Here is a 14,703-nt window from a genome sequence, read left to right as displayed (position 1 = left end):
ACGAAACTCGCGTTGGAAGTCCACTGGACTTCCAACCTAAGCGAGTTTCCGCTCCGAGTTGCTTTCGCGCGCGCTGTGCTACGCTCAAGCAGGCCGTCGCGCCAACGCGAGAAAAGTTGCGCACGTTTGGAGTAATAGACAAAGCAATGCCAAATCGCAGTATAAAGAAGCATTTATAATAGCAATTATGCTTAATAAGAGTTTGAACGAAGAGACTGCAAAAGTTACTAAAGCCGCAGAAAACCTGCACTTATACAACACGGCTTCACATTCAACGAACACTTTCGTACCTAAAAAGCATGGTCAAGTAGGCATGTACGTGTGCGGCGCAACAGTGCAAAGTTCTCCGCATATTGGTCATATTCGCGCAGCGATCGCATTCGATATAATCCGTCGCTGGATGCTGCGTTTAGGATACAAAGTCACGTTTGTTAGAAACGTCACAGATATTGACGACAAAATTATGAAAAAAGCCAACGAATCAGGGCAAAATTGGTGGGAACGAGCATATATTTACGAGCGCGAATTTACAAAATCCTACAATACTTTAGGAGTGCTTGCGCCAACAGTTGAGCCACGCGCAACAGGTCATATTACAGACATGGTTGAGCTGATTGAACGCTTAATCGAACGCGGTCACGCATATGTTATTAAAGACAATGACGGAAATCCTACTGGAAATGTCTATTTTGACGTGCCAAGTTGGGAGCATTACGGCGAATTAACGCACCAAAATCAGAACCAAAATGAAACTTGCGCAGATGAAGCCGCAGCTATCGCAGACGCGAAAGGTCCAAGCGTAGACGCTGCCGAAAACGATATTTACAATCCAACAGATCCTGCAGATGCTTCACCAGACAAACACGATCCTAGGGATTTCGCACTTTGGAAAGCACCTTGCGATTTCGATCAGCCGGATGCGCGCTGGAAAACTCCTTTTGGCGAGGGACGCCCTGGTTGGCATATTGAATGCTCTGCTATGAGCCATCGTTATCTTGGAAATGATTTCGATATTCACGGAGGCGGCCTGGATTTGCGTTTCCCTCACCACGAAAACGAAATGGCACAAACGCGTGCTGCTGGATGGGAAAGCGCCAATGTGTGGATGCATTCAGCATGGGTTACCGCCAAAGGTGAAAAAATGTCAAAATCGTTGGGAAATGGTCTTTCCGTACCAGTAGTTTTGGCAAATAATTCGGCTTGGGTTGTGCGATATGCTTTGGGAGCAGTGCAATATCGCGCAATGTTGGAGTGGTCTGACCAAGCTTTGGTGGAGTCAAAATCGGCTTATGATCGCATTATGAACTTCCTCGAGAGAGCTGACAGATTGCTTGACAAGAAGCCAACTTGCGAAGAAGTGCGCTCTGTTAACGCAGACGAGCTTCCGGAAGATTTCACTCGCGCTATGAACGATGACATTAACGTTTCTGGCGCAATCGCAGAAATATTTACTACAATTCGTCAAGGAAATACTCTTATTGACGACTGCAGCAAAGATTCTTCACAAGCACAAAGCGAAAGCGTACAAAAGCTCATATATCTCGCTGTTTTGCAAGTGCGAGCTATGTTAGATACTTTGGGCTTGGATCCTTACGCACAAACGTGGGCTTCGAACGATAATCAATCGCCTGCAGAAGGCTCAAACGGCAAGGAAAACAAAGAACACTCAGCTTTGGACTCTTTAATTACTTTGCAACTTAAAGCTAGAGCAGATGCTAGAAAAGCAAAGGATTTTGCTACTGCAGATGCTATTCGCGACGCGTTAAATAACGCAGGAATTGTAATTGTCGATACTTCGCAAGAATCATCTTGGCATTTGCAATAAACGAAAGTAACGCAAAAGCAAAAGAAAACGCGAAAGTATTAATTAGCAAATCAAGTTAGCAATTGCACTAAAGTTACGTTAGCAACAACAGGTAGAATGGAAAACTATGGCAGCATTTAGTTCGTTAACAGACCGCCTTTCCAATGCTTTTAAGCATTTGCGCAGCAAAGGCAAGCTATCAGAATCCGATATTGACGGCACAATTCGCGAGATTCGCCGCGCACTTCTCGACGCAGACGTTGCGTTGGAAGTAGTCCGCTCATTCACTGCTCGAATTCGCGAGCGCGCTCTTGGTGAGGAAGTTTCGCACGCTTTAAACCCAGCTCAGCAAGTTGTGAAAATTGTAAACGACGAGCTTACGCAAGTATTGGGCGCAGGTGTAGATAGGCAGCTTAATTTTGCAAAGTATCCTCCAACTGTAATTATGCTTGCAGGTTTGCAAGGTGCGGGTAAAACTACGCTTGCTGGAAAGCTAGGCTACTGGCTGAAGGATGCAGGCCATACTCCTTTGCTTGTAGCAGCAGATTTGCAACGACCTAATGCAGTCACGCAGCTGCAAGTTGTTGGCGAGCGCGCAGGAGTTCCTGTATTTGCTCCAGAAAAGGGCGTACAAACAGGCGGAAGTGCGATTTCTTTGCCATGGTTCACTAAAGGCGACCCGGTTAAGGTTGCGCGCGATTCTATTAATTATGCGCGCGAAAAAATGTATGACACTGTGATTATTGATACCGCAGGTCGTTTGGGTGTTGACGAAGAGCTCATGAAGCAGGCACGCAATATTCGCGATGCCGTGCAACCGCAAGAAGTGCTGTTTGTTATTGACGCAATGATTGGTCAAGATGCTGTTCGCACTGCTCAAGCTTTTAACGATGGCGTAAACTTTACCGGCGTTGTGCTTTCTAAGCTTGATGGCGACGCTCGAGGCGGTGCTGCACTTTCGGTTGCAAGCGTTACTGGAAAAGCGATTTTGTTTGCCTCTACAGGTGAAGGTTTGAAGGATTTTGAAATCTTCCATCCTGATCGAATGGCTTCACGCATACTCGATATGGGCGATATTTTGACGCTTATTGAGCACGCACAGAAGCAGTTCGACGAAGAAGAATCACGCAAGGCTGCTGCAAAAATAGCTGAAGGCAGCTTTGGTTTGGATGATTTTTTGGAGCAGCTTCAGCAAGTTCGTAAGCTTGGCTCAATGAAGAAGCTTTTGGGTATGATGCCTGGAATGGCTGCCCACCGTCAAGAGCTTGAGCAGTTTGACGATAAGGAAATTGACCGCACTGAGGCGATTATTCGCTCTATGACTCCTCAAGAGCGTAGAAATACAAAGATTATTGACGGATCTCGCCGCGCGAGAATTGCTGCCGGATCAGGTGTGAGCGTTTCGCAAGTTAATGCACTTTTGCAACGTTTCGAACAGGCTGCAAAAATGATGAAGCGAATGAGCGGTGGAGCTGGAATGCCTGGCATGGGCGGCATTCCTGGATTCGGTGGAGCCGGCAGTAAGTCGAAGCGCAAAGACAAGAAAGGCAAGAAGAAGGTCGGAAAGTCCGGAAATCCAATGCGCAGGGAAGCTGAAGAGCGCGCGTTGCGTGAGCGTCTTTCTGGCGAATCTACTAGCGACGATGTTGCAGGTTCTGCTTTTGCAAAGCCACAGCAACCAAATCTTCAGAATCTTCCTGAAGGACTTAAGGAACTTATGAATTCCAAAGACGCAAATCAAGATAATCAACTGCCACCTAACTTTGGCGGCGGATTAGCTGGCTTATTCGGTCGATGATTTTAGTATTGGCGTTTTTGTGGGTTATATTTGTGCCGCTTCTTTTGTGGCAGCTGATGCGTTGGCTGCCAGCAGGTGCGGATAAATATAACCCACTTCCGTATGTTATTGCGTTGCTTCCACTTGCAACTTACGTTGTGGGAGCACTGTTTTTGTGTAATTTTGGCGCTTTTTTGCTGTATACATGCTGCGCAGAGAAAGTAACGAAATCGCTTAATTTAGCACAATCTTACGCGAAATCTTACGGATATTTATGCGTTGCTTACGCTGCGCTATTTTTGATTTCGCTTAAGTCGCATACGCCGTACTGGTTTGAAAGATTGCGTAGGTTGCACGAAAGCAAATCGTCGCGCAAAAGCTGCAAGGAACGGCATCAAGAAATACGCGTGATGACTCTTAACTGCAGATACGGAAAAGCGAGTGCATCCGAAATAATAGAAATAACGAAAAAATATCACGTAAATACGTTACTTTTACAAGAATTAAGCGAGTCTTTAGTAAAAAATCTTGAAAAACTTGGAATATACGAAATTTTTCCAACTTCGTGCGTAGGTGCGCAAAGTGAGCATAATAACGGCGGATTCAACGCTATTTTTACGCAATATTCCGCGATTTCTACTTGCAATAATTCTGTAAAAATTGAAGCTGCAAGCGTACCAAGCGTTACAACTTGCTTAGATTTTGGTGCAAATGAAAAAGTTTTGGTGAAATTTGCTTCTGCACATCCAAAGTCACCGATGCGTGGGTGTGCTGCTTGGAGTAATGGAATTCGCGCACTTGCGACTATTGATTCTACTACTGATTCTTTCGCCGATTGCACTAACGAATGCGCTGACGAATCTACTTCGAAAACTTGCGATTTAGCAACTCTTACTATTGTTACTGGCGATCTTAATTCCACAGTCGACCACCCAAGCTTTCGCTCGCTTTTGAAATACGGATTTACAGACGTTGCGCTTTCGCTTGGAAAGCGTCTACGCACATGGCCTACATGGCTTAAGTGGCCAAATCTTACACTTGACCATGTGCTATTTTGCGCAAAAAACTGTAAATCTAACGCACTATGGCAAAAGAATGTAGTTGTCGACGGCACTGATCACTTAGCATACATCGCAGCAATCGACCTACAATCACTAGATAAAAACGTCCAAGCGCGCAGGCATAATAGATAAGTTATTCGCGTGAATCGGCGCCCTCTTCCCGACCACGTGAGGAACATGTGGAAGCTCGCAAGGAGTGCCCCACACCCGAACGAAATTCCACGACTCTAGTTATAAGGAGAGCCATTTTGGCAACCAAGATTCGTCTTAAGCGATTGGGCAAGAAGTTCTATGCCTTCTACCGTGTAGTCATTTCTGATTCACGCAACAAGCGCAACGGTCAGTCCATCGAAGAGATCGGCGTTTACGATCCAAACAAGCAGCCATCTATGATTCAGATTGATTCTGAGCGCGCACAGTACTGGCTTGGCGTTGGCGCACAGCCAACCGAACCAGTGTTGAAACTCTTGAAGATCACTGGTGACTGGCAGAAGTTCAAGGGTCTCGACGGTGCCGAAGGCACGTTGAAGACTTCTGAAGCTGGTCCAGACGCACAGGCTCGCGTTGAAGCTGTTGAAGCTGAAGCTCAGAAGCTGAAGGCCGCTAAGTCTGAAGCCGCTGCTAAGGCTCAGGCTGCAGCTGAAGCCGCTGCAAACGAAGCCGAAGAAGCCCCAGCTGAAGCTGCGGAAGCTGCCGAAGCCGAGGAAAAGGCTGAGTAATCATGCTGGCTCAAGCTGTTGAACATCTCATTAAGAACATCGTGGATTTTCCAGATGACGTGTCGGTACGTTCTCACGAAAATGCTCGCGGCGAATTGCTTCGAGTACGCGTGAATCCTGAAGATATTGGTCGCGTTATTGGACGCAATGGTCGTACCGCTAATGCAATTCGCATTGTTGTGCAAGCTTTGAGCAACCACAATGTGCGCGTTGACATTATGGACGTACGTAAGTGAGATGAACGTGGCATTAGACCAACAATCTTTTGACAACCCTCAGCAAAGTCGTAATGACCTGCTGAGGGTTTGTCGTATCGGTAAAGCCCAAGGTTTAAAAGGCGAAGTTACTGTACAAATTTTTACAGATGAGCCTTACGAACGTTTTGAGCCAGGAAATGTATTGTGCACTGCAGACGGCGAGCGCGAGTTCGTTATTGAGAACGCAAGAACATTCAAAAATCGTTGGATTTTACTATTCGAAGAATCACAAAATCGCAACGATGCGGAAGCACTTAATGGCACTGAATTGTATGTGCATGCGGAAGATGCGCAAGAACTTGCTGCCGAAAATGCTTGGTATATTAAGGATTTGGTCGGTTTGCAAGCGCGTTTGTGCGAAGAAAATCAGCTTGGGCTTACTCCTAAAATTATTGGAAAAGTCGTGGATGTGCTCGACGGCGCGCAATCGTTACTGAAAATCCGTTTAGATCATCCGGTTGACGAAGAACATAAAACAGCGCTCGTGCCATTTGTTGAAGCTATTGTGCCGGAAGTTGACGTTGCAAACGGGTATTTGACTATTAATCCTCCTGGCGGTTTAATTCCGGGGCTTTCGTAGTTTTCATAGTTTTATCAGTTTTCGTAGTAGAGTGCCTTATGATGGACATCGATATTATTTCCGTATTCCCAGAATATTTTCGCATGCTAGACCTAAGTTTGTTAGGCAAAGCGCAAAATAATGGTTTATTGCAAATTCGCGCATACAATTTACGCAAATGGACTCACGATGTGCATCAATCTGTTGATGACACGCCGGTTGGCGGTGGTGCTGGCATGGTTATGAAACCTGAGGTTTGGGCGGAATGCTTAGACGAGCTGCTTAGCTTGCCAAAATCTGAAGTAAAAAATACGTGCGATACGTGCGATAGTTGCGAAGAAGCAAAAATCGCGACTAATAAAATAGACTCAACTAAACCAATTCTTATATTCCCAAACCCTTCTGCCCCACTATTTACGCAAAAAGACGCAACAGAATTAAGCAACGCAAATCATTTAGTATTTGGATGCGGCAGATACGAAGGCTACGACGCTAGGATTCCAGAATATTACCGAGCGCAAGGAATTGACGTACGCGAGTATTCAATTGGCGATTACGTGCTAAATGGCGGAGAAGTTGCAGTAAGCGTTATGCTTGAGGCAATTACACGCTTAATCCCGGGGTTTATGGGAAATCCTGAGTCGATTGTTGAAGAGTCGTACACAGGCTCGGACGCACTTTTGGAACACCATCAATACACGCGTCCAACTACTTGGCGCGGTATAAGCGTTCCGGAAATACTCACTTCCGGAAATCACGCCAAAGTTGATCGTTTTCGTCGAGATGAAGCTATATCTCGTACAAGCGAAATTCGACCTGACTTGATTAAAAAATTGGACTGCCACAAGCTAGATAAATCGGATCGAAAAACGCTTATGTCGCTCGGATGGGAAGTTTCCGGCGAACATCCGCGCAAAAACTGTCAATAGTTTCGAATCATTTTAGAAACAAACGCAGAAAATCAAATCAATCGCGCTTAGACTGAATGAACAGCACGGAAGTTTCTCCGTAATTACGCGTATCAGACAGCTCCCAGCCCTCAGGCATAGTCGGCAAAACACTTCGCGCGCTACGCTCCAACACAATCAACGTATCCGCAGAAACGCTCGCAACTCCGCTCGCAATCATCGAAGTCAATAAACTTTCGCAATCCGCAGTTTCGTAAGCATAAGGCGGATCAATAAAAATCAAGTCAAACGCTTCCCCACTATAATCCGCAACGAACTGCTCCGCGCGCTTTCGAAGAACCCTCATAGAAAGCGCAGAATCCCAAACCTTTGAACTCTGCAACGCTTTCGACGTACGAAGTATCAGCGCAGCCGCTTGCGAATTTGCTTCAACAGAAACAAGCTCACGCGCGCCACGAGATAGCGCCTCAACTCCTAACGCACCTGTGCCGGCGAATAAATCAAGAACGCGAGCATTGTGCATAACATCCCACGAATCGAGCCTAGAAAATATCGCTTCTTTCGTGCGATCTGTAGTAGGTCTTGTACACGACTGCGCTGAAGTAAGCGGCAAAGATTTAAAACGTCCAGCAATAATGTGCATTCTTCTAGCTTATCCTCCCCCTCCCGACAGTCATTGTTACTCAATGCGATTTTGTGATTATTTAGTATTGTCTATGAGTTTTAAACACATTTGTTGGAGAATTTACTGGCATTTGTTTTCGGTTTCGATACTCGCTTTACAGCTGTGTAAAGGAAGTGTCGCACGCAGAAAGCAAAAAGCGGCAAAGCATAGGAAATCCTAGCTTTACCGCTTAATTTTATTCACTTAAGATTACGCAAACTCACGCGTCAATCTTACTTATTTACTTCTTCAGGATTCGGGATTAAGAAGGAGCAAGCAAACGCAAGCGCAAGCAACACAATGCCCGCAACCATCGAAGCCATGTATCCGCCTGTTGCACCATTAGTTCCTGCAACATTCGTCATCACAGCGTACAGGATTGCGAAGCTTAAGCCAGCACCCAAGTTAAAAGCACCAGCGTTCATGCCTGGCAAGTATCCTGGATTATCCTTTGGAGAAAGCACAATACCAAGTCCGTTAAGCATAATGTTTGCAACACCTGCGTAGCTTACGCCCAAAGCCAGCGAAAGCGCAACCAAAGACCACACCGATGGATTATTAGCAACATACATACCAAACACAACGCCAATCACACTGACAATAATGCCAGCACGAAGTACCAAACGGTAACCAAACTTGGCAGCCAGCATACCAGCCACAGGCCCAAACAAGAAGCCAATAATTGCGTAAGGCGTCAACGTTGCAAAGCTCACCACGTCAGCACCCAAGCCAGCACCAAACTTAGCATCCTGAGCAAGCTGCGGCACTACACCATTCATCAAAGCAAAAACGCCAGTCATGGTAAGCAGCGTGCAAGAAAGCAAGCCCCACGTGCGACGCTGCTTCATGTAATGCGTCGAAACCAAAGGAGCAGCAATCTTTCCTTCAATTCTCCAGAAAATCGCGAAGAAGATTACAGCCACTACCACAAGGCCTGCAACCATAGTCAAGTTAGCATTTGCAAGCTTATCAATTTCATTAATAGCAAGATATGCTGCAAGGAACGCAATACCAAGCGTCACAACGCCCAACCAATCCATCTTTGAAGTTTCCTCCGCATAAGATTCTTCAGCAGCAACAATCACCATAATCACTGCCGCTACAGCAATACCTGCCATAGTCCAGAACACCGAACGGAAACCAAACTTTCCAGCAAGCCAACCGCCAAGCAACGCATCAACGCCAGCAATACCACCGTTTACAGATGTCAAAATTGCCATTAGCTTTGCGTAACGCTTTTCTTCAGTTACGCGCACGCGAAGCATAATCAAGCACATCGGCACTACAGGACCAGAAGCACCCTGCAAAATACGTCCAAGCATCAAAATATTCACATCTGGAGCAAGCGCAGACACTACGCAGCCCGCAATCGTTGAAATCAAAATGCCAATAAGCACCTTCTTACGACCGACTAAATCAGATAAACGCGGCAAAAACAGTGAGAATAAAGCAGCAGCAGTAAAGAACACTGTTTGAGTTAAGCCGATTTGCGTATCGGTTGCGTGAAGCTCTTTTGTCATTGTTGCTAATGCTGGAGAAAGCATTGAAGCGTTGAGCTGGAAAGCAAAAATAGCAACGAGTAGCGCCGTCATTAGCGCAACAATTGATCGCCCACCCTTGTCTAGCATGGAAGGCGTTGGAGATGAAACTTCAGTCATAATAGCCTCATATCAAATTTCGTATAAATTTTATTTTTGCGCAACTTTACCGCTTTATTTTCTTTCGGTAAATTTGCAGTATTGTTGCGCAAAATATCGTGAATAATTCTAGTACAAATCAGCCGATACGCTTCAGCGCGTCAATAATCAAATCCCAGAATTTATCGAAATCAAGTTTGGTTGCAACTTGCGTATGGCATTCTTCTGCGGATGGTTCTGGTCCGCGCAAATCTGCAACGGTCATACCAACTGTTAATTCGCCCTTAATTTCAACGTCTACAGGGCAGCGACGAGTAGCCACCACACTGTGGTCAATCAAATAAGCAATCGTGCAAGGATCATGAACTGGCGGATCAATAAAGTCTTGATTATCCTTATACGCTTTACGGAAGAAGTCCATCAAACCGCTAGCAAACGCAGAAAGAGGCGTGCCAATAGCATTAATCTTTGCTTGCACTTCAGGAGTGCAAAGTGCCTGATGCGTCAAATCAAGGCCGACCATAGTAATAGGCCAATCCTCATTAAACACAACATGCGCAGATTCTGGATCAACCTTAATATTAAACTCAGCAACCGCGCTCCAATTACCAACGTGATATCCGCCGCCCATGAGCACAACTTCCTTCACACGTCTCACGATTCGTGGCTCAAGGCGCACTGCCATAGCAATATTGGTGAGCGGACCAGTTGGTACAAGCGTAATCGTGCCAGGTTCGTTGCTCATAATCGTATCAATAATCCAATTTACAGCGTGGCCTTCGTCCAATGGTCGCGTTGGTTCTGGAAGCGTTACGCCGTCTAAGCCGCTTTCGCCGTGCACGGAAGCCGCAACTTCCAGAGGGCGGACCATTGGTCGGTCGCAGCCTGCGTGAACTGGAATGTGAGTTGCACGAGCCATTTCGAGAGTTGCACGCGCATTATACGTGACTTTTTCGAGACTTTGGTTGCCGCCAACTGTAGTTACGCCGAGCAACTCAATATTTGGGTTACCAAGTGCCAACAGAATAGCCATGGCGTCATCATGGCCAGGATCGCAATCTAGGATGATTGAAGTCATCATTACTCCTTCGTAGATAACTAACTTCTTGTTAATAACTTACGTAAATAGTTTTCAGTTATTTTTGCTATTACGTTTGCTACTAACTGCTGTTAATTTATGCGTAAATTGCTCTATGATCCATGCTCGTACGCCACTACGCATTTCGCTGCACATACGCTCCATTGCATCATACAACACTAATTACCTAACATTTGTTTATATAACTAAACAAATGACTAATAACAAGTATAGCAGACCTACTATTGTATGCAAGAAAAATTTACAAGATTAATTCGTAAATTAAATAAAAGAAATAAAATCAGCGCAAAAAGCACTAATTAAATGCGCTCATGAATATTCGTCATGCGTTGAGAAATAAGTTCTGGATTAAACAACTCATGTACAGGCTGCATAGATTCAGTATTCAAAGCTGCAGCAGCAACCGCAAATCTGCCAGTTTTTGAAGAATCAAATTCGTTATATCGCGCGTAAATAAGCGCCGCAGTAGCAGCATCGCTAGAACCGTTGTCGTTGCCGACTGCTTCAACACCAACATTGCTATTTCCGCGAGTTAGCATCATTCTCTGGACGCGCTTAACTGGGACAGGATAGAACGACACTCCCTCATCTGCAACACCATAAGCAACTCCTGCGCGACCGGCATTTACAAATACACGTTTTACTCCACGCTTGAGAAGCACATTCGCACAGCGAATTGCAGAACGCTCGTCAACAGCATTAACGCCAGTTAAAGCCTGCGATTCAGCAGTATCTAAAATAAGGGTGTCAATACGAGACAATCTAGAAAGCACTCGAGGAGCTTTTGCATCCGTAATTGCACGAACAATAATAGGACGGCGATAACGGTCACATAGCCACTCAATTGACTTTTGCGGAATATTAGTATCCAACACCAAAATATCAGCATTTTCAATAATGGACATGCGCTCACGCAAAAAATCAGGAGTCATGTGGTCGTAAATACTCATATCGTCTAAAGCAAGCAAACGCTGACCAGAAGCGTCACCAACATACATGTACGAAGCAGTCATTGACTCAGGAAGTTGCTTCGCATAACCAATATCTAAGCCGTTTGCAGCAGCATCAATGCGGAAAAGCTCTCCGTTGTGATCGCCACCGTAGACAGAAACCATGCTTGTGCGAATATTAAGACGTTCCAACGCGACTGCAATATTCCTTCCAACACCGCCTAGCATATAGCGCACACGGGAAGCATTAGACGTGTAATCCATCAAATCTCCGCAAGCAATGCCAAGAACATCCATGCTAATTCCGCCAACAACAGTCACATAACTTGGAGGAGTAACAATATATCCCTTACCTCGTAAATATCCTTTGCGAATTAAATTGGAAATATGAGCAGCCACACCTGAACGAGTAATTCCTGCGAGATTTGCAAGTTCCTGTTGGCTAATCATCGGGTTTTGTTGAATCCAAGTCAAGATTTGTTGTTCGCGTTCGGTCATTGTCGCCTCATCTCTATTGTGATTACAAATGATGCCTACTATCTAGGATATTCACAATTCTCATAATATGCACGTAAATTTATGTAATTTTGTTGTTTTTTTATATTATATCCAACAAAAGTTGATATTAATTATCAATTAAAAATAGTTTCTTACCGTATTTTTTACTAAATTAAGTGCATAAATATGCAATAATTTTTTCTTTATACTTTTTTTATAGGATAATTTATTCATACAATATTGTAATCTTTATAAGATATTTTGCGCGCAAATTCAGAACTTTAGAATTTTAATTGCTTACGATTTGCGCACTTCCACCTCTCGTAAAATCAAGCACTGCACCTGCAAGATACGGCAACGAAACAAGATGAGTGTCTTTTTGCAAAGTCTCCAACGCATCTTCACGAGCCATAGCGATAATCTTTGCATCCTTAACAACTCGCAAAATCTTCAAACTCGAGCGACCACCCGACTGCTTATCGCCAAGAACATCGCCAACATTGCGCAATTCCAAATCTTTCTTAGCAATTACGGCACCATCTAGCGAATTTTCAACAACTTGCAAACGTTCTTGAGCAAGACTTCCATCCTCAGTTTGCGCAACCAAAAATGCCCAAGAATTCGTGCCACCACGCCCAACACGTCCACGCAACTGATGCAATTGCGCAAGACCAAAACGATCCGCGTCAAAAATCACAATGCAACTCGCTTGAGGCACATCAACACCGACCTCAATAACCGTTGTAGCTACAAGAACTTGCACATCTCCGCGCGCAAAACGTTCCATCGTTTCGCGTTTCGTAGCATCATCGTCGCGACCAGTAAGCTTAGCAAAAGTAACGCCTTTAAATTGCGGCAAAGCTGAAAGCCGCTTCAAAATGCCGTTAACTGTATGAAGTTTGCGCAAAGAATCTGCGTTATTTTCTTCAGATTGATTAGATTGCACAGATTGCGAAACATCTTCAAAACCTTCAGATTCATCGCTATCAAAATCCCTACCAAAATTACTAACAGAAGCACTACCAGAATCCCTACCAGAATCCTCATTAAAATCATCATCAATATGCGCGCAAACAACATACGCACGCTCACCTGCATCAATGCGAGCACGAATATGCGCAAACATTCTCGCCATAGTATTCGCATCCGATTCTTGCACAACAAAAGTGCGAATAGGTTTTCTACCTCCAGGCAGTTCAGTTAAATACGAAGCATCCAAATCACCGAACCACGTCATAGCAGCAGAGCGCGGAATAGGCGTTGCAGTCATTACTAAAAGATGCGGTGTAAAAGACTTTTCAGCACTATTATGCGAATCTACGCTCATTTTGCGCAACAAAACATCGCGCTGCTCAACACCAAAACGATGTTGCTCGTCAATAATTACCAAAGCTAAATTAGTCGGCTTAAAAGTCGACGAGAACGCTGCATGAGTTGCAACAATAAGCGAAGGCTCTCCACTTGCCACACTCGCTAGCGCACGTCTGCGATCCGCAAGTCTCATGCCTCCAGTTACGACGATTACAGGCACCTTTAGATTCGCGCGCGCAATCATTTGGCGCAAATTTTCGGCATGTTGAGACGCCAGAACTTGAGTAGGAGCCACAAGCACAGCCTGATAGCCTGATCCAACTGCCTCGAGCATTGCAGCGAGCGCAACAACTGTTTTTCCGGAACCAACTTCACCTTGAAGCAAGCGACGCATCGGATGGTGCTCACGCATGTCACGTACAATCTCATCAATTACATCTTTTTGACCTGCAGTAAGCTCAAACGGCAAACTTTCCACAAATTCATTTCTTATAAGAGAATTATTACAAGATTTTGCTTGATTATCTTTAGAATCTTCACGAGATCGCAATACAGCTACTTGGGAAATAAAAGCTTCTTCATAGCGCAACGAGTCAACAGCTTTATAAAATTCGTCAACTGATTGCGGATTATGAATTGAGTATATTGCTGACGCTCTAGTCATGAGGTTACGTTTTTTTAGCACTGATTCAGGCGTAATATCTGGGATTTGCAGGAATTCACTAGTGCAAGCTGCGGAATTTTTAGAAGCTGCGGAATCTTCAGAATCTTTAGAAAGTGCAGAAAGTATAGAAAGTATAGTTTCGTGAATATGCTCGCTGGAAATCCTAGAATTTGCATGATACACGGGCATAGGCGCGCTCATACGCGCCAAACCATCTTCCACACTTCTTACAGTATCGCGAGATTGATGCAAGCTATCGCTTTCTTCTACAGCAGATACAGTAAGAATTTGAGGATGCGTAAATTGCAATTTACCATTAAAAGCGCTAGACGTACCGCCAACAACAACCATTTCACCAACATGCATCTTTGCGGAAAGCCACTGAGCGTATTGACGATTTTTAGAAAAATAAATAAGTTGAGCTACCGCTTGCATATCTTGCAAAACGTTAATTTCGATTCTAAAACCGCGACGAGCGTTCATAGGCACAACGTTAATTGACTGAACTTGCGCATAGAAAGCCACTTCTTCGCCAATTTTTATATCTTTTAAGTTCGCAATTCTCAATGGACTTGTGACTCTAAACGGGTAGTAAGTCAATGCGTCTTCGACTGTGACTATGCCCAAAGATTTTAATGCAGAAACGCGTCGCTTATTGCTGATTATTGCACAAAGCGAAGTATGCATTTTGGCTGAGTTCGTGGGCGTATTTAGCATATTTCGATTATAAATCATTCGCAATCAGGAATATAACGTGCGCACGAAAAAATACGCAAATACAAAAAAGCCCCGAGC

Annotated in this window: 12 protein-coding genes; 7 read left to right on the top strand and 5 right to left on the bottom strand. The window is 44.7% G+C overall.

Annotated elements, in window-relative coordinates:
• Window positions 1-187: 187 nt before the first annotated feature.
• From cysS to trmD, 7 genes are all read left to right on the top strand, one after another.
• A complete protein-coding gene (cysS, locus tag D0T18_RS01865; RefSeq protein WP_033888634.1) occupies window positions 188-1,825 on the top strand; it encodes a cysteine--tRNA ligase in 1,638 nt (545 codons plus the stop codon).
• A gap of 106 nt (window positions 1,826-1,931) precedes the next feature.
• Window positions 1,932-3,602, top strand: a complete 1,671-nt coding sequence (gene ffh, locus D0T18_RS01860; RefSeq protein WP_116440358.1) for a signal recognition particle protein — start codon at window positions 1,932-1,934, stop codon at window positions 3,600-3,602.
• Window positions 3,599-4,774: an endonuclease/exonuclease/phosphatase family protein gene (locus tag D0T18_RS01855; protein WP_102703369.1), complete on the top strand. Its 1,176-nt coding sequence runs from the start codon at window positions 3,599-3,601 to the stop codon at window positions 4,772-4,774. Before ffh ends, D0T18_RS01855 begins: the two co-directional genes overlap by 4 nt.
• 116 nt (window positions 4,775-4,890) lie before the next feature.
• Complete coding sequence (gene rpsP / locus D0T18_RS01850; protein WP_033888579.1) at window positions 4,891-5,361, top strand: 30S ribosomal protein S16; 471 nt, start codon at window positions 4,891-4,893, stop codon at window positions 5,359-5,361.
• Window positions 5,362-5,363: 2 nt separating this feature from the next.
• Complete coding sequence (locus D0T18_RS01845; protein ID WP_004105376.1) at window positions 5,364-5,597, top strand: RNA-binding protein; 234 nt, start codon at window positions 5,364-5,366, stop codon at window positions 5,595-5,597.
• A 1-nt stretch (window position 5,598) separates the two neighbouring features.
• Window positions 5,599-6,198, top strand: a complete 600-nt coding sequence (gene rimM / locus D0T18_RS01840; protein WP_033888578.1) for a ribosome maturation factor RimM — start codon at window positions 5,599-5,601, stop codon at window positions 6,196-6,198.
• Window positions 6,199-6,239: 41 nt separating this feature from the next.
• Window positions 6,240-7,106: a tRNA (guanosine(37)-N1)-methyltransferase TrmD gene (trmD, locus tag D0T18_RS01835; RefSeq protein ID WP_004110250.1), complete on the top strand. Its 867-nt coding sequence runs from the start codon at window positions 6,240-6,242 to the stop codon at window positions 7,104-7,106.
• A gap of 37 nt (window positions 7,107-7,143) precedes the next feature.
• On the opposite strand, the gene rsmD is transcribed toward trmD, so the two are convergent.
• From rsmD to D0T18_RS01810, 5 genes are all read right to left on the bottom strand, one after another.
• Window positions 7,144-7,728, bottom strand: coding sequence for a 16S rRNA (guanine(966)-N(2))-methyltransferase RsmD (rsmD, locus tag D0T18_RS01830; protein WP_116440357.1), 585 nt, complete (start codon window positions 7,726-7,728; stop codon window positions 7,144-7,146).
• Window positions 7,729-7,982: 254 nt separating this feature from the next.
• A complete protein-coding gene (gene uriT / locus D0T18_RS01825) occupies window positions 7,983-9,407 on the bottom strand; it encodes a uridine transporter UriT (protein WP_004110247.1) in 1,425 nt (474 codons plus the stop codon).
• A gap of 118 nt (window positions 9,408-9,525) precedes the next feature.
• Window positions 9,526-10,464, bottom strand: coding sequence for a uridine-preferring nucleoside hydrolase UriH (uriH, locus tag D0T18_RS01820; RefSeq protein ID WP_033888576.1), 939 nt, complete (start codon window positions 10,462-10,464; stop codon window positions 9,526-9,528).
• A gap of 320 nt (window positions 10,465-10,784) precedes the next feature.
• Entirely contained in the window at window positions 10,785-11,933 is a 1,149-nt protein-coding gene (locus tag D0T18_RS01815; protein WP_076002633.1) for a PfkB family carbohydrate kinase, read from the bottom strand.
• Window positions 11,934-12,222: 289 nt separating this feature from the next.
• Window positions 12,223-14,643 (bottom strand): ATP-dependent DNA helicase RecG, encoded by a 2,421-nt coding sequence (locus tag D0T18_RS01810; RefSeq protein WP_116440356.1) that lies wholly within the window; start codon window positions 14,641-14,643, stop codon window positions 12,223-12,225.
• Window positions 14,644-14,703: the final 60 nt, after the last annotated feature.

The organism is Gardnerella swidsinskii (assembly GCF_003397705.1).
In the GTDB taxonomy this organism is placed as follows: Bacteria; Actinomycetota; Actinomycetes; order Actinomycetales; family Bifidobacteriaceae; genus Bifidobacterium; species Bifidobacterium swidsinskii.
The sequence above is the reverse complement of the archived record's forward strand: the minus strand, read 5'-3'. Positions and strand labels throughout refer to the sequence as shown.

Coding starts and splice junctions, on each gene's coding strand:
- cysS (WP_033888634.1), top strand. CDS start 188: ATGCTTAATAAGAGTTTGAACGAAGAGACTGCAAAAGTTACTAAAGCC.
- ffh (WP_116440358.1), top strand. CDS start 1,932: ATGGCAGCATTTAGTTCGTTAACAGACCGCCTTTCCAATGCTTTTAAG.
- D0T18_RS01855 (WP_102703369.1), top strand. CDS start 3,599: ATGATTTTAGTATTGGCGTTTTTGTGGGTTATATTTGTGCCGCTTCTT.
- D0T18_RS01845 (WP_004105376.1), top strand. CDS start 5,364: ATGCTGGCTCAAGCTGTTGAACATCTCATTAAGAACATCGTGGATTTT.
- rimM (WP_033888578.1), top strand. CDS start 5,599: ATGAACGTGGCATTAGACCAACAATCTTTTGACAACCCTCAGCAAAGT.
- trmD (WP_004110250.1), top strand. CDS start 6,240: ATGGACATCGATATTATTTCCGTATTCCCAGAATATTTTCGCATGCTA.
- rsmD (WP_116440357.1), bottom strand. CDS start 7,728: ATGCACATTATTGCTGGACGTTTTAAATCTTTGCCGCTTACTTCAGCG.
- uriT (WP_004110247.1), bottom strand. CDS start 9,407: ATGACTGAAGTTTCATCTCCAACGCCTTCCATGCTAGACAAGGGTGGG.
- uriH (WP_033888576.1), bottom strand. CDS start 10,464: ATGACTTCAATCATCCTAGATTGCGATCCTGGCCATGATGACGCCATG.
- D0T18_RS01815 (WP_076002633.1), bottom strand. CDS start 11,933: ATGACCGAACGCGAACAACAAATCTTGACTTGGATTCAACAAAACCCG.
- D0T18_RS01810 (WP_116440356.1), bottom strand. CDS start 14,643: ATGATTTATAATCGAAATATGCTAAATACGCCCACGAACTCAGCCAAA.